This window comes from Reichenbachiella ulvae, from assembly GCF_025833875.1.
Classification (GTDB): Bacteria; Bacteroidota; Bacteroidia; order Cytophagales; family Cyclobacteriaceae; genus Reichenbachiella; species Reichenbachiella ulvae.
Window position 1 is genome coordinate 3,050,701 of sequence record NZ_JAOYOD010000001.1, and the last position, 25,453, is coordinate 3,076,153.

Below are 25,453 nucleotides of genomic sequence, written 5' to 3' on the forward strand. Positions count from 1 at the left end.
AGAGAAGGGAGCTGCCGACTTTCCCCAAAGTATTTCAGCTCTCTTTCTCTTCTTTAAGTATGATTCAATTGATAATTAGCTTCTTTTCATTTTCATAGAATTCATATTTAAAATCGTAAACAAATGATAATACATCCATCATTTCTAGCATGGTAGGATTGTCATAGTTGGCTGTATATTTTTTATCAGTATTCAGTTCCCCATTCAGTTCGATCTGAATTCCATACCATCTCGATACTTTTTGAAAAACCTGAGCAATAGCTTCATCATTGAAAACCAGTTTTTGCTCGGTCCAGGCAAAAGGAAGTTGTTCTTTAGAAATACTTTCTTTGAGCAGTCTTGCATTAATCATACTTGCCATTTGATTAGGGACTAACTCTACTCTATCCGAAGAATTACTAACTGCAACTCTTCCTGTCTTAACAGCAACTAGAGCTTGTTCGCCTCTATAGGCATTGACATTAAAGGAAGTGCCAAGTACTTGAACCTGAAGGCTATCTGTCTGTATGATAAAAGGTCGGTTTTCGTCGCGTTCCACCTCAAAGAATGCTTCTCCGATGAGCGTGACCAAGCGTCTGTCTGTATCGAAGACCTCTGGCACGATAAGCCTGCTTCCAGCATTCAATTTGACTTTGGTTCCATCAGGTAGGGTAGTGATGATCTTTTGCCCAGGCAGACTTACTTTCTCTATTAGTTTGGCAACAGGTTGAGATTGTACTGCCTGATTAGAGTCAAGCAGACGAAGACCTATATAGCTTGAGAGTAAAAGTGCTATGCTGGCTGCTACCCAATAAAATGCCTTTCTTGTTTTTGAGGATTTTTGTAATGATTTGGAAGAAGTTTTTTCTGCATTGATTCGAGCATGGAGCATAGAGCGAACTTCTTGCTCTTCCTTTTTCAGGTCCGACTGGTGGAAATGCCAGTAATTTTTCAAAACACGGAAGGTTTCCGCATTTTTCTCGTCTCTTTGAATCCACTTAGTTAGCGTATGCTGCTCTTCTAAGGAGAGTTCACCTTTAAAGTATTTTGTTATGAGGTGCTCCACTAGTAATGTCTTTCTTTATACCAGCAAGAGTCATATCTAAGCGTTTAGGTTTACAAAAGACTCAATATTTAAACTATTTTCAACAAAAGCATCTAAAAGATGTTTTATTTTCAAAAATTGAGCCGTTTCATTATACTTTTCCTAACAAGTCAGACTGATTTAATAAAAAGAAAACTAGACTAATCGCTCCACCAATCTCAAAACTCTTCCAGCTCTGAGAGCTTGTATTGTCGTAGTAAATTTCAATCTTTTGCTTGATTACCGAAATAGCTCTGGCTACTTGAGTTTTGATTGTAGATTGGGAGATCTCTAACTCGGCCGCTATTTCTTTATATGACATCTGTTTGTTCTTAGCCATGTCAAAGATCAAACGGCATTGATCCGGTAGTTCCTGTACAGCTTTATCAATAATTTCTATCAATTCTTTTTCAAGTAGGATTTCCTCTGGACTTATTTGCTCTATTTGCTTGACATAGTTTTCGGTATCGATACTGTCAAAATTACGGGGATCATGTGATAGCGTACGAACTACTTGATTTTTGACTGCTCGAAATAGATAGGATTTTATCTCTTTGATATTTTTTAAGTCGGAGTTGGATTTCCACAAATTAAAAAACACATCGGACACTACTCCTTTAGCTATATCATCAGATTTTACTAAAGAGCGTGCATATAGGTAGAGAGGTTGGAAATAGTCAGAATAAACCTGCTCAAAGTACCCGTCAAAGGGCTGCTCTGTGCTCAGTTTGCGTAACTTAGTCCTCATGCTTATAATCTTTAATTGTCAAATATAAACTTAATGTACGACTTAACCCTGATTTATTAACTTACTCTTAAGGAAATCTAATAAGGGCAAGCCCTGTAAAAGCAGCACATTTAGGGTAGAATGAAGGAAGACAAGATCAAACAAATTAACAGCTTATACATCGATCTTGGATAAGACAATAAAGAACTAATAGTCAACTCTATTCTTTACATGTGTGAGGTTTTGCCCTTCCAGTTCTTAGTGATTGACACCATTCAAAATAGATAGCGCTCCAGCTTTCGACACCCCTTTATAATTTCAGGTTCCACTTTGTATATGGATGCCCGACCATGCACTTTATACCCGTTTGTAGGTGTTTTTTACGTTTAAATATGTTTTCTCTCTTACTCGAATACTTGCTGCGGGAAGCAGGCTGCTGACCTACTTGGTTGTGCCAAACTAATGTATCGACAGCAAACATCCCAGCCCGCCCTGTGATTCGTCAAAAAATCAAATGCACTTTCTTTAGGTGCAATGAACCCCCTAGGGATTAGCATGGGATATAAGGATGAGGTCTAGAATCTAGCAATCCAAGGTCTAAAATCTATTATAAGTGTAGCCCTGCCAGGGAATTTTATATACTTGTATTATAGATACTTACAGTAAATAAATAAAACAAATAGTAAAACATTTTTATCGGTTTTTAGCAGTCCTAAATAGGACTTATTGGGTAAACCCTAATCCATACATCATATAGAAAAACCCAGACTATCGCTGGGCTTTTCTATATCAATCTTATCAAAGGCCTATATTTCAAATTTGGAATCAACCCTTGCTCCGTCTGATACCCAGCTCCAAACCTCTCAGCTCAGCCAAGCCTCTCAAGCGACCAATGGCAGAATAGCCCGGATTGGTCTTTTTGCTGAGATCATCCAGCATCTTATGACCATGATCCGGACGGAAAGGCATGCGCAAATCCTTTCTTCCAGCTTCCTGGCGTTTTTCCTGCTCCTCTACCAAAGCCTTCATCACCCCATACATATCTACATCTCCATCCAGGTGATCGGCTTCATGGAAGTTGCCCTCGGCGTCTCTCTTCGTCGCTCGCAGATGAATGAAGTGAATCCGATGACCCAATCGCTGAACCATGCCTACCAGATCATTGTCCGCTCGTACGCCAAACGATCCTGTGCAATAGGTCAAGCCATTGTTCGGGCTGTCCACTGCTGCATATAGCTCTTCGACATCCTGTTCGGTGCTCACTACCCTCGGGAGTCCCAAAATTGGGAATGGAGGGTCATCAGGATGGATACATAGAAGCACACCTGCTTCTTCTGCAGCCGGCACTATCGCTGCGAGGAAAGCATAGAGATTGTCTTTGAGTTTTCTTGCGTCGATCTCATCATAGGCGGATAGCACTTGCTGAAATTGCTCCAGGGTATAGCCCTCCTCTGCTCCCGGCAGCCCAGCTATAATGTTAGACACCAACTCTTCCTTTTGCTCCTCTGTCATCCCGTCAAAACAGGCCTGAGCCTTTTCGATTTGGCTCTCGCTATAACTCTCGGCAGCACCCGGTCTTTTCAACAGGTAAAGTTCAAAGGCAGCAAAGGCCGTGGCATCAAAGCGCAGGGCTGTCGAACCGTCTCCATAGTCATAGGCCAAGTCCGTTCGCGTCCAGTCCAGCACGGGCATGAAATTGTAGCAAACCGTATCTATCCCGCACTGTCCTAAGTTGCGAATCGACTGCTGGTAGTTCTGAATGTATTGCTGAAAATTACCTGTTCGCTTCTTAATGTCTTCGTGCACTGGCACACTCTCCACCACACTCCAGCTTAAGCCTGCAGCCTCTATCTCTGCTTTGCGTTTTTCGATCTCTTCTATGGTCCATACCTCACCATTGGGCACGTGATGCAGGGCAGACACTACTCCAGTTGCCCCAGCCATTCTAATATCGGCCAATGATACCCCATCATTCGGCCCGTACCATCTCCATGTTTGTTCTAGCTTTATTTCTTTCATATCATTCATCGATTTAAACTCCACTAAATGCACTAAACCCACCGTCAATCGGCACAGTCACTCCAGTCACAAATGCGGACCCTTCGCCGCACAACCATTCCAGCGTGCCTAGCAGATCCTCCGGTGTCCCAAATCGAGACATAGGGGTGTGATCGATAATGGTATTGCCTCTGGCTGTCAGATCTCCATTTTCCTCGGTCAACAGGCGTCTGTTTTGCTCGGTGAGGAAAAAACCTGGCGCCATGGCATTGACTCGGATGCCTACTTTAGAGAAGTGCACAGCCAGCCATTGCGTAAAGTTTGAAATCGCTGCTTTGGCTCCACTGTAGGCAGGTATTTTCGTCAATGGAGTGAAGGCATTCATAGACGATATGTTAATGATATTACCTGACTGGCTTTTGGCCATGTCTCTGGCAAAAACCTGGCAGGGTAGCAAAGTACCTATGAAGTTGAGGTCAAATACAAACTTGATTCCTTCTGGATCCAAATCGAAAAAGGTGATCAAATCCTCATCCTTCTCCAGATCTTCTGCCTCAAAATAGGGCTTGGAAGTGGTGCCTTTCGGGTGATTCCCACCTGCACCATTGATCAGGATGTCGCAGGGACCAAAGTTCTTATGTAGCTCCGCCTGCGCTTTGAGCAAGCTGGCTTTGTCCAGTACATTGGCTTCCAGGCCTATCGCCTGACCTCCATTTTTGTTGATCTCCAGAGCCACCTTCTCTGCGTTCTCTCTTTTCAGATCCAAAATGGCCACCTTCGCGCCCAATTCGGCAGTCTTCTCTGCCATCGTGCTGCATAGCACTCCACCACCCCCTGTGATGACGACTACTTTGTTTTCTAATAATTTCATATCTATTCTATTTCGTGTGTACGTTACCGCATTATATCTTAAAAAAACACGCCTTCACGGGCGTGGTTAATGGCATTACAATTACCCATAACTCAATAATATATCTTGTGCCAATTCTAATTAGACCTTAAATAAACTGATCGATACCAACTCAGGTAAACACTCTCTATTCGAAACACGCTATAGAAAGTCAAAAATATAGTCAACATCCCCAAAACTCAGCGGCTTCTTAAGTAGGGCCAGAATACGGGGATTACTTTTGAGTTGATTGATATCATCTTTGCATTCAGAACTTGACACCATGAAAATTTTAGTCTCAGGGTGCTTACAGCATTGATAGGAAAGTTTATGAAGCATATCCCAACCCGTCATTACCGGCATATTGATATCGCACAATATTATTTTGGGCCAATTCTCCTCCCTTCTTGTGAGATAATTCAGAGCCATCTGAGGCGAATGTGCCTCCATTAAACAAATGTCTTCGTGGCTGGATCGAATTGTATTGGCAATCAAAAATCTAGAAATGTTGTCATCATCAATAATCAATACATCTACTTCGTGCTTTCTCATGTTCTTGCTGCTTTAGTTTTACTTCTATTTCATTCTTCTGTTATTTGTATTCATCAAAAAATATTTTCCTCTGGCACAAGTCATAAACTAAGGACAGATGCTTAATACACCCATATTTTCTGTTGGGTGGTTTGATTCATTTCTTTGAGCTTTACTATATAAAGCCCCTCTGGCAAATTCCCCAGATGTATCTGGGTGGATTGCAAATCCCTATAACTGTTCTTAAAATGGATACGCCCTGATAAATCATGAACAGATATTCTGGCTCGATCACTTTGTTCGTTCAGTTCTAACTTCAAAAGCTTGTGCCCTGCATCGTAGTAGATCAGATTCGATAGACCTGGATCAATCGCTCCTGTTACTACACTTTTTTCCTGAAACTCAAACCAGTTGATATTGAAACCAGATCCCGAAAAGCTCAATTCCAATAGCTGGTTACTTCCTCCAACAATATTGACTCCTTCGATGTATTTGGTCTCCCACTCCTGCCAGCCACCTGTCACCGCTGGGGTCACTGTACCCAGAAGTTGCTCATTGAGGCGAACGGTGATTTTCTTAGTGTCTGTACTGGTGGAGTTACTGGCCAGTCGAAAGGCGATATCATAAGTACCCGGCGCTACATCTGCAATCAAGTAATTCAGCCATTCACCCTCAGTCACATAGCCAATATTAAAGCCCGCACCTTCGTCTGTGCAAGCTTCAATATCTACTCCCTCAGAGGTCCTATAGGCACCACCCTGATTTTCTGATTCCGCATCATTATAACCAAGCCCCTGAGGATTGTCATTATAATCCTCCGCCTGAATCCTACCTGGTATGGCATGTGGGCCATTGTAGGCTACCTGAGCGGGTACAGCACTGGTAGTTGCTACCAGTGCTTCGGTATAGTCCGATTCTCCTAGACTATTGTAGGAGAGCAAACGAAAAGTATAGCTGGTTTCTGCCGTCAATCCGGTTTCGACAAAACTGTTCACATCTGCATCTACCAAACCCACAACTTCAAAGGTTTCTCCGATTTTTCTCTCAATGATAAAACCAGATTCATTGTCAGCATTGTCCACCCAACCAATCTCTACTCTGTCAAATTCTGCCCCGATCTGCTCTATACCTGATGGCGCCATTGGCAGTTCGGTCACAGAACCTAACTCTGTCATCACCGGCGCCTGCTCCTTCTCAAAATGATCGGAAGAATAATTGTATTTGGTAATTGTCTCGCCATCAAATACAATCACATGAGTCGTTTTCTCTCCAATGATATCTGAATAACTTTTGTCCAACGCCCCATCTACGGTGAGTACAACATGTTCTCCTGCAATTGCGTCAGCATTGAGGTGAAGTGTATACTTAAGAGGGGCGCCTGATTCGCGATTCATGATCATAACAGAGGTGCGGCTGCCCTCTTGGGCTCCATAGACGATGATATCGTCATGACTTGTGGTTCCTTCCAGATAATTGCCTGTAAAATACTTAGCCACAAACTCCATATGGCGATAAGAAGATCGTGGGGTCATATTAGCTCCATCAATAAAACTAAAATCAGTACCCGTGCGGCTCCCCCCATTCTCGAACATACTCCAGGTAGCTGCATAGGTAGCCTCGTATTTCATACACAATCCCAATACTCCGCCAAACATTTGACCATTCTCCCAGGTATGTACTTGTGGGCCGCCTTTGGCATTGTACTCTCCGATACCCCACTGAAGGGCATCATCTCCCGTACGATTGTAAGAGGCATTGATGGCATCCACTTTTGCCTTGCACTTCACAATCGAGGTTTTGAAATCTTCAATCCCTTCATAGGCCAGATTGATATTTTCATCCTGAGGGTATCTGTGCCATGAGATCCCATCGCAGTAGTAGTAATCCTTTCCGGGAATCTTACCCGCTATATCATTGGCTCCACCAAATAGATCGTTGATGGCGTCCTCGATGTAATAGGCAAAATCAGGCCCGTATATTTTTATAGTCGGATCCACTTCCTTCATCGCTTCTGCAATGGGCTTAAAGTAAGCCTCAACCAATGGAGCTACCTCCGAGGTGTTAGGTCGATTGGCCTCCAACCAGGGCTCATTACCGATATTCCAATACTTAATGGGCGCGATTTCTGCACTCATGTCCACATTAAGGTATTTTACTACTCCGGCAGCCACGGCAGCTGATTGGTGTTGTGATACCTGCACGATTGGCTCTGCTCCAATGGCTCTGATTTTTTTGATCCAGGAGAGTAAAGTTGCATTGGATGGCATATTATCATTGAAACCATTGCCTCCTATACGAATGGTTTTGACACCACATTCGCCTGTTAGTGCCCACACCTCATCTGTAGGATTGGTATACCAGGCATTGTTACCTACCAGCATCGGACTGATCGGCTGGGCCTCCATCACTCCCATCCCCCATAAGAAAGCAATAGCCAAGGCAGTCCTTTGGAGTTTAACCTTCATCAATTGTAAAATCTTCTTCATAATTTTCATGTTTAAGTTGCTTGGTTTGACCGTTCAATTTCCACTTGAATTATATGGTATATGTTGCCTGAATCAAGTCGCAATGCGCTACTAAACTCACACGTTCAACAGTAGCATCACCGACCCATCATTCCGACCAGTGATGCTTTTGCCAAACCAATGACAACTGTTGAATTATTTGTTTTCGTTGAGATAATAATCCTGTAGTATGAAGAAAGCCTGCTTTCTCATGCCTTGCTCAGAGATTAATCCTTTGCGATTGAAGTCTCCCTGTATCCTTCTGAGGTGTCTTCTTGCTGAACGGAAATCCATCAAAATCCATGGTGAAGCGCCCGCTAGAAAATCAATGTTGCGCATCATTTCGATATTGTTTTTATAAACATCAGCTTGATACTCTTCTGTCCATCTTTCGGTCTTGTCACCGTGCATACCATAAAGCGCACCGCCCCCTACTTCACTCATGATCATAGGCTTGTTGTAGTCTGTGGCCCATTTGATCATACCACAGTCAGCTGGATCTACTGAATACCACCCACAGTAATTGTTAATTCCAATTACATCTACTACTTCTCCCAGAGGGTCCTCGATGAATTTACTACCATCTCTAAACCCTTGCGTATCGAGTGCAGCTGTGATCAACCGAGTATTGTCCAAAGCCCTTGCATGCTTGGCAAGATTGCTCAAGAAATGTAATCTTGGCTCCCCTTCTGGCGTTTCGTTGGCTACAGACCAAAGCACTACCGCCGCTCGATTCTTGTCTCTGCTGATCATCTCGGTCAGTTGGTTTTGAGCATTGGCGTAGGTAGGTTCATTGTCGAAAAGTACGGTCCAGTATACTGGGATCTCAGACCAAACCAAGAAACCCATTTTCTCTGCTTCACGCACCATTGTCTCGCTATGTGGATAGTGTGCCAAACGTATAAAGTTACAGCCCAGCTCCTTTGCCCAACCTAGAAGAATTCTGCATTCTTCAGGGGAAGTCACCCGACCTGTCTTGAAAGGGGCTTCTTCATGAATGCTGATGCCTTTCATGAATATAGTCTCTCCATTCAATAATATTTTAGAGCCGCTGGTTTCTATCGTTCTAAAACCGATTAGATCAGAAATCTCATCACTCGCAGTACTTAACTTCACCTCATACAGCTTAGGATTTTTTGGACTCCACAATTTTGGCTTGGCTTTAATGGAAAAGCTAGCCTTACCGCCAGAGGTTTTTGCCGTAACCGACTTCTTTAACCCTGGGATAGAAACAGTCACCGACTCTCCATCTTTGGCATTCTTCACTTCGACCCATCCTTTGATGTTAGTGGTACTACCTTTCTCCAACTGTACAGAATAATCAGCAATATGCTGTTTAGGCGTAGTGATCAGATGAACTGAACGAGTGATACCGCCGTAGTTCCACCAATCCGTATTGATGGTAGGGATGGCCTCTCTTTTTCTTTTGTTATCTACTTTGACTACTACGAAGTTGTCTCCTTTTTTCAAAAGACTGGAAACCTCAAACTGGAAAGGGGTATAACCTCCAATGTGAGAGCCTACTTTCTCCCCATTGACATATACGGTCGCCTCATAGTTAACTGCTTCAAAGTACAGGTAAGCCAGTTCGTTTGCCCCCCCCTCATAACTAAAGTCCTTTTTGTACCAAACTGTGCCTTCATAATAATACAGTTTTTCGAGCTGAGTATTCCAATCTCCGGGCACCAATAGCTGCAGGTCTGTATCAAAATTATACTCCACTAAATCAGATGGAGACTTCATTTGATCATCCTTGAAATAACCATTTCTTCTGGGTTGGTACCTGTGGCTGTAGTAACCATTTTCCAAAGGATCAATGATAATTTCCCATGTCCCATTGAGACTTATTTTATCTCTTGATTCAATGTTTTGCAGTAAATCTGCATTCTTTACCTCTTGTGCTGACAGTGTCGCACTGACTCCTAACAAGAGGATCGCTAGTGTAATTTTCAAGTAACTCATTATTCTAAAATTTATATTCAACAGTTTCATTTCTCTTATTCCTTAATAGGCACCAACCTAAACACATAACCGGGATCTTCTACTGCCACATAGATGTAGCCATCTGGTCCCTGTTTTACATTTCTAAGTCGGCCTATATTTTTCATGAGGGTCTCTTCACCTACCACTTTCTGCCCATCCATAATGCAGCGATTGAGATAGTTGAATCTTAAAGAACCAATCAGAATATCACCCTTCCAACCTGGATAAAGATCCGATTCGACGAAGGTCATACCGCAAGGTGCAATGGAGGGAACCCAGTAATGAATGGGCTGCTCCATGCCTTCCTGCTCCAGTTTGTCGGTGAAGGTCGTTCCATCATAATTGATCCCATAGGAAATAACTGGCCAGCCATAGTTCACTCCCTTTTTAACCAAATTCAGCTCGTCACCTCCTCTAGGTCCATGTTCGTGTGACCATATTTCATTGGTAACGGAATTGAAAGCCAGACCCTGAGCATTACGATGACCATAGGTATAGATAGAAGCTATCGTATCCTTCTTTCCAAAGAATGGGTTATCTTCAGGAATCCCCCCATCATCATACATTCTGTGGATCTTCCCCTTTGGGTTACTTAGGTCCTGAGGATTAGCCGATTGATGAGCACGATCGCTCGCAGTAAAAAAGAGATACCCTTTCTCATCGAAAGCCATACGAGAACCATAGTGCCATTTAGCAGAGGTGTAAGGTCTACCTCTGAATATCTCAAGAGGATTGGTAAGATGTCCATCCTGATAGGTAAAACGATCAATGGCAGTGCCAGACAGGGTATCACCCTCTTCGATGATATAGTCCGAATAACTAATGTACAACCATTGGTTATCCTTAAAATCTGGGTGTAATATGATATCCAGCAATCCACCTTGTACATCATGTCTAACATCCGGTGTCCCTTTCACCACTTCTCGATTTCCCTCTCCATCTACCAAAAACAGCGTGCCTGATTTTTCGGTGATTAAGAATTCACCTGAAGGTAAAAAGGTCATACCCCAGGGATTGGTCATACCAGACACGATGGTATCTAGGCTAAAAGAGAATTGCTCAGTTTGAAAGGTATCTGAGCTAAGCATCACTTCATCAAAGCCATATTTCTCTACATGCTCAATACCTGTTCGTATGTAGTCAGCTAGCTCTGTTATTTGTTCGTCAGAAAACACTTCACCCCATTTGGGCATCCCGGCTTCTGCATATCCATTGGTAATGGAAAGAATCAGACTGTCTTTTGTATTTCCATGCTTCCAGGTACGATCGGCAAATGCCATCATTTGCTCTCCATGACATCCGGTACAATAAGTCTCATAAAGTTTTTGTGAACGTATCGTTGCACTGTCCAGCTCGGGATTAATGGTTACTTGTTCAATTGCAGATTCCTGAGGTTTCTGACCACACCGGATCAATCCTAATGTCAGCATTATGCATAACAGCAAGTGCCATTTTTTTCTCATCATTTCCATTCTTTTCTCTTTCTTCACTCCTTCACATCTGTCAAAGTATGCCCCACCCTAACGGGTGAGGCAACACCTGTGCTACTTGCTTATTACCACTCTTATTGTCTGATCTTTGACTTTGACCCAATACAGACCACTTTTCAACACATTTGTTTCTATCGTCTTTCCCTGTCCTGTCATGATATTTCTACCCATTACGTCCAGGAGATTCCACTCAGAGGATTGCGAAAGGTTGATCCTATCAGAAGCTGGGTTGGGATATAGAATAATCTTAGTATCCAATCCGCCTTTCTGTTCAATAGATTCAGTATGTGCAAATCTTGCAGCTGGTATAGCCTCTTTGGCATTCAGCGTCCATCTAAAAGATGAATAAGTTTCATTCAAGACATCCTGAACAACAGGAATCGCCCCCTGGTTATTGCTATACTGTCCACCCTGAGGACGGATATACAAACCAGATTTCACATTCTGAATCCAGTAATACCCTGCCTCATTTGATGGAATTATTCTCCACTGCATTGCATTCCAGTTCAGAGAAGCGTCCATCTGCTCTATCGGGGTATTGGCGGTCACAGCCGCAGATCCAGGCAAGATGGCTTGATTGGTCCACTTGTTCGTAATGAAGTAGTTAGTTGCATCCAACGGGGACACTTCTATCTGCCACTCATAAGAACTATAAGTAGGTTCAGATACTTCCTGATACATTACCACATCTGCATCCGCAGCCCCTCCAACAGGACGCATATAATCACCTGTTCTTTGATTGATAAAGTGAAAATAATTTTCCGTCAAGGGATCCCCTTGGGGTACTGGTGCATTGACCACAAAGTTCAAATAAGCCTCCTTCGTCTCTTGAGTGCTATTAAGTGTCGCTAAAGCCCGTAGCGTATATTGTCCTGCTGTCAACCCTACCAGATCATTGGCCCAATCGTAGGGAGCCATATTTTCCTGACGAACAAGAAACTCCGGATCATTGTCCTTTTGTAAGTAAAGTGCTACACTGTACTCTGTACTTAAATCAGCCGGCGCAGGATCAATCAATACAGTCACCGGCACATCTGCCGCTTCATCGTAAGTGGTACCCTCATTGGGTGTTTCAAAACTGAGATCAAATCCTGTTGTTGGATCAACATTTGGAAAATTATATACTGTAGGTTCAGTATATCCCATGCGATACTCCAACTTCTTCAGGCGTTCGCCATTGTTATTGTAAGTATAGAGTATTGTAGAATTCGCATGCAATGTCACCCCTGAAAAAGCGGCATTGGGTTCATTAGCATCAAACCTAAACTTCAAATCCGCGGCATTAGGATTGTAAGTATTTGGACTCTCTGAAAAGTTCACAGCTATGCTGTAATCAATATCTGACTTGTTCATCAGCATGATGGTGTAGCCAGTAGCATCCTTCATACCAAATTCCATGATATCATAACCCTTGTTGTCCTGAATCTGGCCTTCCATGTAACTACCCTTCTGATTCTGACAAAGCATCTTCCAATGATGACCGGTGGAATAGATTTCCCCTGTGGACTTATTTATCATTCTCCAGTTAGCTCCCTCCGAGATTGACCATGGAGTGAAATAAACTGCACCATGAGCCAGGGACTGCTTAGCCATAATTGCCATATGCTGTCCTGCTTCAAATGACAGTGCATTACTAAAGCTTTGATTATACTCACCAACCGCTATTTTCAATGGTTGATTAGCTGGACGTCTGGCATTGGTTTCATCGATCAAATCCATCATCAACTCATAGCGTTGAATCATCTTATCTTCACCATCATTGCCATACCAGTGAAAGGCGAATATGTCCACCAACTGATCACCATTGTAATCATCGGTACCTACTGCCCAATCACCATCTCCATAGAGAAAGTCCTTGTACCAATTATCAAAAGCATTGTATGGACTACCTGTGTCAATGCCCCACCAGTGTCTAAAATCAGGTCCACAAATCACACTGTTCGGATCTTTCTTTTTAATCTCTGTAGCCAAGGTTCTGAATTTCCCTCTGAACTGTGTGTAGGTATTCCCCAGCTCATTGTCCAATTGATCTTGATCCCATCTAGTGAAAACCTCTGGACTGGAACCATCACCTGAAGGATCAGGTTCGTTCCCGATAGCCCAGTACTTGATATTGTATCCCCGAGTGACATTGAAATAGTCCATCCAAACACTCACCTGAGCAGGATCCAAATTAATAGGAAACTGCACCAGTGGCTCGGCTCCCATTGATAGTATGTTCTGGATTGGTTGGTCATACCATTCTTTGACCTGTGCATGCCCTTCTGCGTTCGAATGATTGCCTCCTACTCTTATGAAGCTAAAGCCCCATGTCGAAGTTTCAGCCATGTTATCCTGAAATGCATCGGTAACACCGGACCCCCAGTCCGCATATTCCCAATAATTCATTCCGAAAAAAAGCTCCGTCGACTGGCCCCTACTCAGGAGCGAAGCAAACATCAGCATCAGTATTAAACATAGTTTTAGTCTTTGTTTCATTACATTCATTGTTTTGTTAAAAGTTTACATAATCATGCTCTTTGCTTGATATCAATGAATGAAGAGGAAGTCTTTCATTAGTCTTTCATGCTTACTCTACATCATCAATCGGTTAGTTCAAATGTCACTTTCTGATCTCCCACTCTAAGGATAAACTCTCCAGGTTCTAAATGTCTTTCACCAGTTTTGTCGAAGTAACTCAGATCCCTCATCGGATCGATTTCAAATTCATAAATTTCACTTTCCCCTTTGGCTATCAGTTTTTTTTGGAAATACTTGATTTCTTTGATTGGACGCGAGATGGTTGCAACCGGATCAGATACATACCAGAGCAGCGTTTCTTTACCATCTCCATCGCCAGTATTGGTCACCTTTATTCTCGCGATGATTTTTTCTGATTTAGAAATCTTAGAAGAGGAAAGCTGAATTGAACCATGGGAGAATTGGGTATAACTCAGGCCATGTCCTAACCAATACATAGGTTCTTTGTCAATATCCTGATAATAGCCCATATAGCGGGCAGGTCTACGCATGTTATAATACATCGGTATTTGACCAGTCGTACGAGGAAAAGTAATCGACAGCTTGCCAGATGGGTTAGATCGTCCTGATAAGATGCCTGCCACTGCAGGTCCGCCCATTGTACCGGGCTGCCATATCTCCAAAATAGCATCAGCTAAGGGTTCCATTCTGATCATTTCGATCGGCCTACCACTAGACAAAACCAAGATAATAGGCTTGCCACTGGACTTTAAGGTTTTGAGCAGTTCCTCCTGTATAGAAGGTAAAGCCAGTGTAGAACGAGTACCATTCTCACCACTCCATTTTTTCTTTTCACCCAGAAATAGTAACACAGCATCGGCACTTTTTGCATTGACCAATGCCTCCTTAAATCCCGAAGTATCATTCCCTTCAAAATCACAACCTTTGGAATACAGTAGCTTGGCCTTTGCGGAAAATTCATTTAACAAACCATCATAGATAGTCCTTACGTGCTGTGCTTCTCCCATGCCTTCCCATGACCCCATAAGATTCACAGAGTCTTTTACCATTGGTCCTATCACCGCCAGCTTTTTCCACTTTGGATTTAGAGGCAAGGTCTGATTCTCATTCTTCAACAAAACCATTGACTCAGTGGCTATTTTTTCAGCTAGTTCCAGATCACTGGGTAATAAGTATCGCTGTTCGTCAGGAATGTCATCCACATAAGGTTGATCAAACAACCCCAACTGCATTTTTACTCTCAAAATTCTTCTCACAGCCTCATCGATAGCTGACATAGGCACCTTACCTTCCTCTACCAACTTTGGTAGATTCTCAACATAGACATCATCTACCATGTCCATTTCTACACCGGATAGAAATGCCTTTTGAGCTGCTTCTTTACGATCTGCAGCCACACCTTGAGGAATCAAATTTTCAATTGAGCCCCAATCGGAAACCACGAAACCTGTATGTCCCCATTGCTCCTTTAGCACCTGAGTCAGCGTATAATAATTGGCCGAAGCAGGCACCCCACTAATATCATTGAAAGCACTCATAAGTGTCACGGCTCCTGCCTTGACACCTGCCTCATAGGGAGGCATGAAAGTTTCCCAAAGTGTCTGATCAGAAACATCACTATAGTGGTAGTCTCTGCCTCCTTCGGATAAACTATAACCGATATAATGCTTGAGACAGGCTGCAATGGTGTACTTGCCTGCCAAGTTATCTCCTTGATAGCCCTGAACTGCAGCGACTGCAAAGGCCGCATTGGTATATGGATCTTCTCCATAGCCTTCTGCAACTCTGCCCCATCGTGCGTCGCGTGCCACATCTACCATTGGTGAAAAGGTCCAGTCTACACCAGACAACCAGCATTCTCTGGCAGATATAGCACATGACTGTCTGACTAATGCAGTATCCCAACTGCAGGCTTGAGCCAGAGGTATGGGAAACACCGTTTTGTATCCATGAATGGCATCAAAACCAAAAATAATTGGGATACCCAAGCGTGATTCATTCATGGCTTTAGCCTGAATCTGATTTCGATACTTGGGATTAGTACTACGGTAAATCAATGAGCCAATTTCAGGTCTCACTTTCTTCATGGATGCTTCGATATTGTTAGGGTTGGCATTTTTTCCATATGTCCATTGGTTCATCTGAAGAATTTTTTCTTCCAGTGTCATTCGTGGAATCAAATCTTCAATGCGCTCCTCTATCCCGGCATTTTTATCCTTATACAATGGGCTCATTTCCTGTGCAACCCCACACCATCCTATCATCATCAAGACTATCCCTAGTATATTTTTCATCTCTTTGTATATCAATTCTTCATTTTTTTATCCTGCTTCTTTTGAGTTCCATCGCAGGTGATAGACTAGAGAAAGTATTCATGGCATTCATTCTCTTCGACATGCAATTCCTCCAGTCCTCTTAAATCATCAGGCCATTATTTGCCTATAGATGTTGTCCCTCTTGCCGTCCATATTGTCTATTCTTTCAACATAGTTGGCACAATATCATTGATAAAACTGCTGCCAGAACTATTGACCAAACCAAACCAGCCTCGATCATCCCAGACTGAATAAGACATATCAGCACCAAGGGTGGCGTTGGCAAAAGTTTTGTAATAGCCACGAACCAAGTCGGTATTTCTTTCTGCCACATTCTGTTCTCGTCCTACTCCAAATTCTCCATAGTTAATTGGAACACCTAATAAATCTGAATGTGCAGCTACTTTGGCAATAGCTTCCTCAATTGCCTCTGTTCCTGGAAAAGCAGTATTACTACCCGTATGACCACAAAAAGCCCAAGGATTATAGCTATGCACCTGAATCGCGACGAAAGCATCTTGACCATCTCCAGGCACATGATTTATACTCGGAAAAATTTCCTCTATATTTTGATCATTCCCCTGACCATTGGTAGAAACCATAACCACTCGAGTAGTATTGTTACCCCCAGTTGCACGGATTGCCTCATAACCTAATTCATTGACCATTCTAGTATAGGCTACAGCTAAACTACTGCCGGGTGATGGCCACTCTCCATTACTACTCCATTCCCCTAATTTCCCTTCTGGCTCATTCAGTACTTCGAAGATCAATTCACTCGGGTAATCTTTAAAATAAGTTGCTATTTCAGTCCACAAATTCGCAAATCGCGTATCAAATTCCTCAGTTCCATCATAGTGGTCTTTCAACCAATGCTCGTGATGAGTGTTAATCACTACATACATATTTAATTCTAAAGCATAATCGATCACCTTTACTAGTTCTTGAAACCTGGGATGATTGGCATTAATATTCCCTTGCTCATCGGCGATATGATCCCCATTAAAACGATCCATCCATGTGACAGGAATTCTTACATGTTTCATACCTTGACCGTGATAAATATCAATTATTGGCTTGATATTAGAAAAAACAGTTGAGTTGATTCCATTATCAAACGTATTGCCAAGGTTAAATCCTGCAGACATTGCTTTAATCACCTCAAAAGCCGAACCCTCGACCGGTACTTCTGGATCAGGTTCTGGATCAGGTATCGGATCCAAACCATCATCATTGGAACATGAAAACAACATAAATGCTACCAATAATATACTTGATAGAATCATTAGTGAGTAACTCTTCAATATATTTTTATCTGACCTTTTCATATGTTCAATCTTTATAGAAATTTCAGTTTATTAATCTTCGGTTTTATCTAGGTATCGAATCAATTCATAGGTATGATCATTAACCATTTTTGCATTTTTCAATAGCGGCTCATAGCGCACAAAATCACTATTGACGATTCCTTTGTTTGAATCTCTATTTGAGTAATCGGTGTTCAAATCATTTGGATCATTATCTTGATAGGTGAACCAATGCCAGCCTACACAAACCTTACTTTTGAGCAGTTCAATGGTAAAATTCTGATAGAATAAACCTCTATCCTCTTGGGTAGGCACATTCCAACCCGCCCCGGTATTATTGGGTAAGCCGGAATCTTCACCCTTGGTATACCATTCGGTAATGATGAAAGGCTTACCCGCCCAGTTACCCCAATTGTCCATAATCTCCTGTACGGGTTCCCATTTGCGATAATGATTGATAGATACAACATCCATGTATTTACCCGCCACCTCAAAAATGGCCTTACTCTGTAACTCCTCTTTTTCCTGATTAAATCTACACCCTAGATACATGTGATTAGGATCATACTTACGTACCGCAGCAGATACCTTCTTGATGTAAGTCTCGAAATAGAAGGCATTGAAGGCCTCACGGTCCTCTTCAGTGATGTCCTCCAACGTGGCATCCTTTCCTTTTCTTTCATCTAACCAATTTTTTGCAGCGACATAGCCCGCCTCCTCTTTTCCGAGATATTGAATATGTCGATCCAGCGCATCATTTTTCCACGGCAATTCATTGTCAGTAAAGTACCCCAATAAGTTTTTGTCCTCTGCATACTTTGCAATGACACTTATAGTCGACTCGACATGCTTGTCGAACTCCGGATCGAAAACCATGGCCAAATCGTAGCGATAGCCTTGCCATCCTGCCATTTCATATTTTCCTCCAAATTTCTTGATATGCTCATGTTTGTAAGAGCCCATGGGATTTACGATCACCGTATATACCAGGGGCTTCTTACTGTTGCGAATCAAATCGACATTTGACCAGGCACCGGTTCCGTTGAAACCATAGTCTCTTAGGAATGCGGTCTCCTTTTCGATCCAATTTTCATTTGAGCCATATTTTTCCGCTTGTGCTGCCTTTTGATTCTCAGATTTCCCTGGACGAAAAACCGCCACACCTTTATGGATGAAAGGATAGCCAGCAGGATCTATGATCCACCACCGATCGCCTTTCTTCTCCACTCTAAAAAAACCAGTTGCTTCAGATGGATTGACCTTCCAACCACCAAAAGTGCTCAATTCAGGATCTTTTGAGTAGTCGAAATCAGGCAAGCGATCAAGTGTTTTGGCGGTATAGCTTTTCCAAACCGTATCTCTCGCATTTTTTCTTGCCTGTACCTGAAGGTACTCGGGTGATTCGCTAGTTTTTTCCTCTTGGTTCTTCTGACAAGAAAAGACCATCACCATGGCGGACAGAATCAAAACCCACTTAAACTTTAAAGCCTCTTTCATTTAAATAATTACTTTTTTACACTTAACGTTTTTACTAAAAAATCCTGAGAATTTCTGCCCACCATCACATCAAAATCTCCGGGCTCGACAACTCGCTGCATATCCAAACCATAGAACTCTAAGGTCTCCGAATTGATCTCAAAACTTATTTTTTTGCTTTCTCCAGGTTTCAAATTCACACGTTTAAACCCCTTGAGTTCTTTCACAGGTCGCGTTACCGAACTGACTTGATCTCTGATATACATTTGCACTATTTCCTCCCCTACTGTATGCCCCGTATTGGTAACAACAACAGAAACCACTGTACCTCCATCGGGGTTAATTTCTTTCTGATCCAACTCCAGGCTACTGTACTCGAACTGGGTATAACTTAGTCCGAAACCAAATGGAAAAAGGGGCGAATAAGGACCCTCTACAAAACTACGCTCATGTACTATCGGCTTGTGGTTATAATAAACAGGCAATTGCCCTACCGATCGAGGTATGGTAACTGGTAACTTTCCTGATGGGTTGACTTCTCCAAAAACCACATTCGCTACCGCAACACCCTGCTGCTGGCCGAGATACCATCCTTCAATGATTGCAGGAGCACTTTCAGCCAATTCTGTCACTGCAAGTGGCCGCCCATTGATCAATAATACTGCAGTTTGTTTTTTCAATTCGAAAATGGCCTGAGCCAAATCGTTTTGTCGTCCTAGTAAGGTTAAATCTACTCTGTCACCTGTTCGATTCTCTGCCCAGCCTTCTCTACTGGTCATCTCATTGCCCCCCATGACGAGCAGTACTGCATCACTGCTTTTTGCCAATGCTACAGCTTCTCTTATTCTTGCATCCTCAGCTTCCAATGTCTTTTCCTCTTCAGCCAGTAGGGTGTCATTCTCGTATATTTTAAAACCTTCGCTATATTGAACATCAAAACGACCATCGGCATAAGCTTTTAACCCCTCCAGGATACTGACCCCTTCAGTAGAGTCATTGGAGTATGTACCGTAATGGACCTCATCAGCATTAGGGCCTATCACCGCCAGCCTATTTATTTGATTTGGATCAAAAGGAAGTGTTTGCTCATCGTTTTTAAGTAAAACCATGCTTCGTTCTGCAGCCTTCAAAGCCAGCTGGGCATGAACCTTTTTCATTTGATTCAACTCTACAGAATCTAAGGCCTCAACATAGGGATGCTCAAAGAGCCCCATGACGAACTTATTTCTAAGAACTCTGGCTACAGCAGAATCCAGGGCACTTTCTTTGACCTGACCTGACTGGATCAATTCAGGTAAAAATTCAAAACAATAATTTTCACGGCTGTTTGGACATTCGAAATCCATACCTGCATTGATGGCAAGCATTCCTGCTTCGGATTTGTCGTGTGCTACATGCTGCCTGTATACCATTCGGCGCACTGCATCATAGTCTGAGATCACATAACCATCAAACCCCCACTCACCCCTAAGCACATCTTTGAGCAACCATTCATTGGCATGGCTGGGCACACCATCTATCTCGTTGTAAGAAGCCATTACGGTTCGTATGTTTCCTTTTTTCACAGCAATTTCGAAAGGATAAAAATGGCTTTCGCGTAGTACTCTTTCCGAAAGATTGACTGGCGAAAGGTTAGTCCCACCCTCCGGCTGACCGTGAGCACCAAAATGCTTAGCACATGCAATCAGGTGATTACCATCTATTTTCCCTTCTCTTCCCTGTAGACCTAAAATTGCCGACAATCCAAGTTCAGCAACATGATAAGGGTCCTCCCCAAACATTTCGTCGCAGCGTCCATATCTCGGTTCACGCAACAAATCCAAAACTGGAGTGGCAGCATGAGTGATACCATAAGCCCTCATTTCCTTTCCTACTGCAGTGTAGATTTCCTCGATCATCTCCGCGTCCCAGCTACTACCTAAACTTAATGACACAGGAAAAACCGTTCCCTCAGAACCCACAAAGCCATGACACCCCTCCCCATTTGAAATGGCTGGGATTCCTAGCCTCGTTTCCTCCAGCAAAAATTTTTGAATGGCATTGAAGTTTGCAGCATACTCAGCATGACTTAGATCTTGAGTAGCAAACTGTAGAAATCCAATTCCATCCTTAATAATGGCACCATCTTCCTCTCTGATCTTAGTAAAAGTGACTGAATCTGATGTGTTTCGATCTTTGGGATGCCAGATATCGATCTGTCTGCACTTATCCTCAAGTGTCATTCGACTAAGCAAATCACTCACTCTTTCCTCTATAGATGCCTCCGCATTTTTATATGTAGGTACTATCTGACCTTCAGAAGTACATGATACAAGCAAGATTCCTATTGAAATCAGAATTAAAAATGGTTTAATATCGTATTTTATGTCGGTCATATTTGATTAAAACAATTGGCTTAAATGCTCAGGTACAACTCTTCCATTTGGTAGACTCAATCGGCCCACGCAACGATTGTTATCCGTATTCAGTTCTCCAACTCTGTCAACTACTATCTCGGCTGTCACTTCAAAATCTCCCTCTCTTGCAATCCAATTGATGCCATCGAGTTCCTGGGCACAAGCCAGATGCATACCACCTGCAGGAATAGAAATGGATTGGGAAAAGTAGTTGGCGATTTCATCCCCATCCAGGTAAAATCGGATGTGATGAGCATCCCCAACTTGGGTGGGGGCAGTTCCATTATTGATTAAAGAAACCATGAAAACAACCTCATCACCGGGCTTTGGAAAGGTGGGCATCGTTCGGATGTTAGCTACGGATAAATCCGGTTTGCCATCGGCTTCCACTATTTGGAAGCTGGCTTTCAATGGCAGTTGATCGGATGCCCCACCGATTTGTACTTTGTATTCACCTACTGGCACTTCATACGCACCCTTGGTTTCATCGTAGATATACAGCTCCTCGGGCGAAAGAGTAAACGTTATGTTTTTACTTTCTCCAGCTTCTAACCTTACTTTTTCAAAAGCCCGCAGCTGCTTTACTGGCATTTCTATCGACGGACTAATTGTCCCTGTTGACAAGTAAAGTTGAGCTACCTCCTCTCCTGCTCTCTCTCCAATGTTTTTCATGTCAAATGTGACTAGGATATTTTCGCCTTTGTCGACTTGGTCACGATCTAAAGAAATATTACTATACTCAAAAGTGGTGTAACTAAGACCTGAACCAAAAGCAAACTCTGGTTCCAAACCCTGTGAATCAAACCATCGATAGCCCACCCCTTTGGTTACCATATTTCTAAAATCCGGTGATATAGGTATGATCTGGGCGTCATCCTTTGGGATGGTAGCAGGTAGCTTTCCAGATGGGTTATATTGGCCCAGAATCACATCCGTGATTGCGCGTCCTCCTTCCTGTCCAGGATAAAAAGCATAAAGCAGGCCTTTCACTCGATCAATCACTGGAGTGACACTGCAGGTCCCCCCAGAGATCACCACTAATATTATATTAGAATTGACCTTTGCAATTTCCTGAATCAACTCATTTTGCAAACCGGGCAAAAGGACACTCCCATATGGTCGATCAGGACGAGTCACTGTTCCCCCTCCTTTCTCATCGGCTTCCTTATCTAGAAAGTATCCTTCTCCCTCTACCGTGCTATCTAAGCCTCCCACAAATATTACATATTCAGACTCCTTTGCCGCTTCTATTGCCGATCCAAAACCAGAGCGATCGGCATCATTGATTGCACAACCTTTTTCGTACACAACTTTGTCTTGCCCCAAAGCTTTGGTCATTGCATCCTGAACCGGAATCGTATATGACGGTACTACCTTTGAGCTACTGTTACCATCCAAAGGCAATACCCCAGCATTGGGACCTATCACGGCTACTGATTTTAATTCTTCAGGATTAAGAGGTAAAAGGTTTTCAGAGTTTTTCAACAAAACCAAACTCTTCAGTCCGCTTTCATAGACCAATGCCCTGTGCTCTTTGCTATCGATCACCGTTTTGGGAATGGATGGTTTACCATCCATCATTCCAGAGAGTATTTTTGTTCTCAGAATATTTCTTGTGGCACGGTCAACCAAGGTTGAGTCATATTTACCTTCTCGCACTCCATCTGGCAACTCTTTGATATACAAATCATTTCCCTCACAAAAATCCAGTTCTGACTCTAGTGCTTTTCCAGTCGAGGCGAAACCACCCCAATCAGACATGGTGTAATAATTGAAACCCCATTGATCTCTCAGTAGGTCTTTAATCAAGTAACTATTTTCGGCACATTTATCTCCATTGACCCAGTTGTAAGCACACATGATCGATAGGGCACCGCCCTGCTGAACGGTTCTTTTCCAGTGGTATCCCCAGAATTCTACCAAGCTTCTATTATCACTTAGGTAGTTATTTGTTCTGCGGTTAATTTCGTAGGTATTTAGGTTGTAGTGTTTGACTGATCCGAAAACAGATGTGGTATTTTGTCCTTTAACAAAAGCCTCAGAGATTCGTCCACCTAAAAATGGATCTTCGCCAATGGTTTCTGGTGCTCGACCTATGCGTGGATCTATGAGCAAATCCAAAGTAGGTCCGGCTATGCGGTCTTTAGTTCTAGCTGCTTGCTCTAGAGAAATCGCTCTCCCTACTCGAGTGATGAGATTGGGATCCCATGTAGCTGCCATGGCTATTGTTACAGGAAAAGAGGAGTAGCCTTTGGCTCCATTCCCTATTCCATGCGGGCCATCACTTCCGGTAAATTGTGGAATGTTCAAACGCTCATTTCCATCGGTGAGATAGTAGAGCTGTTCGATTTTTTCTTGCATATCCATTGCTTGAATCAAAGTATCAATGCGATATTCAAGTGCATTTGAAGTTTCTTCCCTAGTTGGTTGACAACTGGTAAAGAAAAACACCATTATGAAATAATATAAAGTATGGTTTAACTTCATGAACAGTTTAGTGAATGAGATGAAAGAAATAGTTAGGTGAGTCAGTGATAGACTCACCTAACTTTAGTAAGTACAATTAGTCTACTGAGAAGTAGATATCATCTACATAAAAATCCCAGTCATCACCATCTGCTGGTGTCGGACTACCCTCATCACTTCTCAACACAAATACATTGCTAAGAGTAGATAAATCAGGCTTATCACCGTTACCATCACCATCTTTAGTGAAGCTCGATACAGGGATCTTCAATTTGTGCCAAGCACCATCTCTTTCTAAACCGTAAGTTTTAACCGCATCGTCCATGATCACGAAGAAGTTTCCTCCAGATGCATCTCTTATTCTAATTTTGAACTTGCCAACACATGTCGTTTTGATCGCAACATTGTAGAATCCTTCCTCATATCCAGAAGCATCTAGTGGACTAGGGTCTGGATTCAAAGTTGCATGGTAACCATACGCCCCATCAGCCCAAACGTATTCAAAGAATAAGGCTTCTGAACCTTCATAAGCATCTGTTGTCACAGCGCTTATTGCCACCATTTGGTTATTCTGAGTTGCCACACTGGAACTGGTCTCTACGGTTGTATTTTCAGTATAGATACCCAGGTTTCCGGTACGAGATGTTGGTACTTTCACTTCAATATCAAAAGTCTGAGAACCTGAAGTACCATCTGTATGATTCACATCTAAAGTAGCAGTATAGGTACCAGCGGTTGCATAAGTCACTACAACCTCAGCCTCCGTAGAGGTAGCTGGATCTCCACCTTCAAAAGTCCATGTTCTATCAGCCACAATGGTTGATTTGTCTGTGAAGGTAATTGACTCCCCTTCGTTCACTACTAATGAAGAAGCTGTTGCTTCAACGACAGCATCTATTACTGGTTCGCCTTCAGTAATCACAAGTTTGTCCACATTAGTTGATCCTCCAGTCAGGTACAAGTGCCACAATTGAACACCCTCTTCCAATTCAGCAGCTACCTTAAAACTCTTGTAAGTACTCCAGCCACCAGTTGAGCTAAAATCACCCGACTCAGCAATGAAAGTCGTATCTTCTCCATTGATTTTGCTAAGCTGGACAGAGAATCCTCCCGGGTCACTACCCAATACGAAATCAATAGTATGAGTACCAGCAGAGGCCACATCTACAGTATAATTCAACCACTCTCCTCCAGAGGTCCAACCAATATTGGTCACACCTGGATCATTGACTTGAACGTCGACGTTTCCTTCTGTGTCATTATCAGTACGATAGACAGGGCTACCAGAGTTTATGGCATTATTGCCCGCATCAGTATCGTAATAGGCCAAACCAGAAGTACCTAAATCATAATCTTCCGCCTCAATAGTTCCTGGGACGGCAGCAGGAGAACCTGAATATGGTAAGGACGCAGGTGCAGATGGACCATCCACTTCAATGAGGAAGGTGTCCAACTTGACAGAATTATCAATGAATTTTATTTCCAAAATGGCCTCCCAATCGCCCCCCCAAGGGTAAGTAACATTGACAACAGAATCAGTTGAAGAAGCCGGATCTCCACCATTGAAAGTCCACTTTCTTGTCTGCACCTTGGTAGAAAAATCAGTATATTTCACGCTGGTACCATTGGTGATAGCAGTTTCAGAAACTGTCGCTTCAATCGTTCCAGGTTCGAATTGCATGTTTCCAGATAGATCCTCCTCTTCACACGCCGCAACTGCCAACCCTGCAAAAGCCAGGTATAGCAAGTTTCTTTTGAGTTTATTTATGCTTTTCATAATAATGTTTTTTTCGTTTTTACTCTTCCAAAAGGATGTACCATTCCTGG

15 protein-coding genes are annotated in these 25,453 nt (G+C 42.8%); all 15 read right to left on the reverse strand.

Annotated features, from left to right (window positions below; translation table 11 throughout):
- Positions 1-64: 64 nt before the first annotated feature.
- Positions 65-1,045 (reverse strand): FecR family protein, encoded by a 981-nt coding sequence (locus N7U62_RS12070; protein WP_264138230.1) that lies wholly within the window; start codon positions 1,043-1,045, stop codon positions 65-67.
- A gap of 130 nt (positions 1,046-1,175) precedes the next feature.
- On the reverse strand, positions 1,176-1,811 hold the full coding sequence (locus tag N7U62_RS12075; RefSeq protein WP_264138231.1) for an RNA polymerase sigma-70 factor: 636 nt from the start codon (positions 1,809-1,811) through the stop codon (positions 1,176-1,178).
- 804 nt (positions 1,812-2,615) lie between these two features.
- Entirely contained in the window at positions 2,616-3,800 is a 1,185-nt protein-coding gene (gene uxuA, locus N7U62_RS12080) for a mannonate dehydratase (RefSeq protein ID WP_264140435.1), read from the reverse strand.
- Positions 3,801-3,822: 22 nt separating this feature from the next.
- Positions 3,823-4,659 carry an SDR family oxidoreductase gene (locus tag N7U62_RS12085; RefSeq protein WP_264138133.1) on the reverse strand — a complete coding sequence of 279 codons (837 nt, stop codon included), beginning with the start codon at positions 4,657-4,659 and terminating at the stop codon, positions 3,823-3,825.
- Positions 4,660-4,839: 180 nt separating this feature from the next.
- Positions 4,840-5,229: a response regulator transcription factor gene (locus tag N7U62_RS12090; RefSeq protein ID WP_264138232.1), complete on the reverse strand. Its 390-nt coding sequence runs from the start codon at positions 5,227-5,229 to the stop codon at positions 4,840-4,842.
- 101 nt (positions 5,230-5,330) lie between these two features.
- A complete protein-coding gene (locus N7U62_RS12095; protein ID WP_264138233.1) occupies positions 5,331-7,694 on the reverse strand; it encodes a carbohydrate-binding protein in 2,364 nt (787 codons plus the stop codon).
- 174 nt (positions 7,695-7,868) lie between these two features.
- Positions 7,869-9,674, reverse strand: coding sequence for a glycoside hydrolase family 2 protein (locus N7U62_RS12100; protein ID WP_264138234.1), 1,806 nt, complete (start codon positions 9,672-9,674; stop codon positions 7,869-7,871).
- Between the two features lie 35 nt (positions 9,675-9,709).
- Entirely contained in the window at positions 9,710-11,125 is a 1,416-nt protein-coding gene (locus tag N7U62_RS12105; protein ID WP_264138235.1) for a PQQ-dependent sugar dehydrogenase, read from the reverse strand.
- 114 nt (positions 11,126-11,239) lie between these two features.
- Positions 11,240-13,663, reverse strand: a complete 2,424-nt coding sequence (locus N7U62_RS12110) for a T9SS type A sorting domain-containing protein (protein ID WP_264138236.1) — start codon at positions 13,661-13,663, stop codon at positions 11,240-11,242.
- Positions 13,664-13,767: 104 nt separating this feature from the next.
- Positions 13,768-15,960: a glycoside hydrolase family 3 N-terminal domain-containing protein gene (locus tag N7U62_RS12115; RefSeq protein ID WP_264138237.1), complete on the reverse strand. Its 2,193-nt coding sequence runs from the start codon at positions 15,958-15,960 to the stop codon at positions 13,768-13,770.
- A gap of 179 nt (positions 15,961-16,139) precedes the next feature.
- Positions 16,140-17,267, reverse strand: coding sequence for a glycoside hydrolase family 5 protein (locus N7U62_RS12120; protein ID WP_264138238.1), 1,128 nt, complete (start codon positions 17,265-17,267; stop codon positions 16,140-16,142).
- A 72-nt stretch (positions 17,268-17,339) separates the two neighbouring features.
- Complete coding sequence (locus N7U62_RS12125; RefSeq protein WP_264138239.1) at positions 17,340-18,785, reverse strand: hypothetical protein; 1,446 nt, start codon at positions 18,783-18,785, stop codon at positions 17,340-17,342.
- An 8-nt stretch (positions 18,786-18,793) separates the two neighbouring features.
- A complete protein-coding gene (locus tag N7U62_RS12130) occupies positions 18,794-21,139 on the reverse strand; it encodes a glycoside hydrolase family 3 N-terminal domain-containing protein (RefSeq protein ID WP_264138240.1) in 2,346 nt (781 codons plus the stop codon).
- Between the two features lie 6 nt (positions 21,140-21,145).
- Positions 21,146-23,521, reverse strand: a complete 2,376-nt coding sequence (locus N7U62_RS12135) for a glycoside hydrolase family 3 C-terminal domain-containing protein (RefSeq protein WP_264138241.1) — start codon at positions 23,519-23,521, stop codon at positions 21,146-21,148.
- Between the two features lie 202 nt (positions 23,522-23,723).
- Positions 23,724-25,403 (reverse strand): carbohydrate-binding protein, encoded by a 1,680-nt coding sequence (locus tag N7U62_RS12140; RefSeq protein WP_264138242.1) that lies wholly within the window; start codon positions 25,401-25,403, stop codon positions 23,724-23,726.
- Between the last annotated feature and the right edge of the window lie 50 nt (positions 25,404-25,453).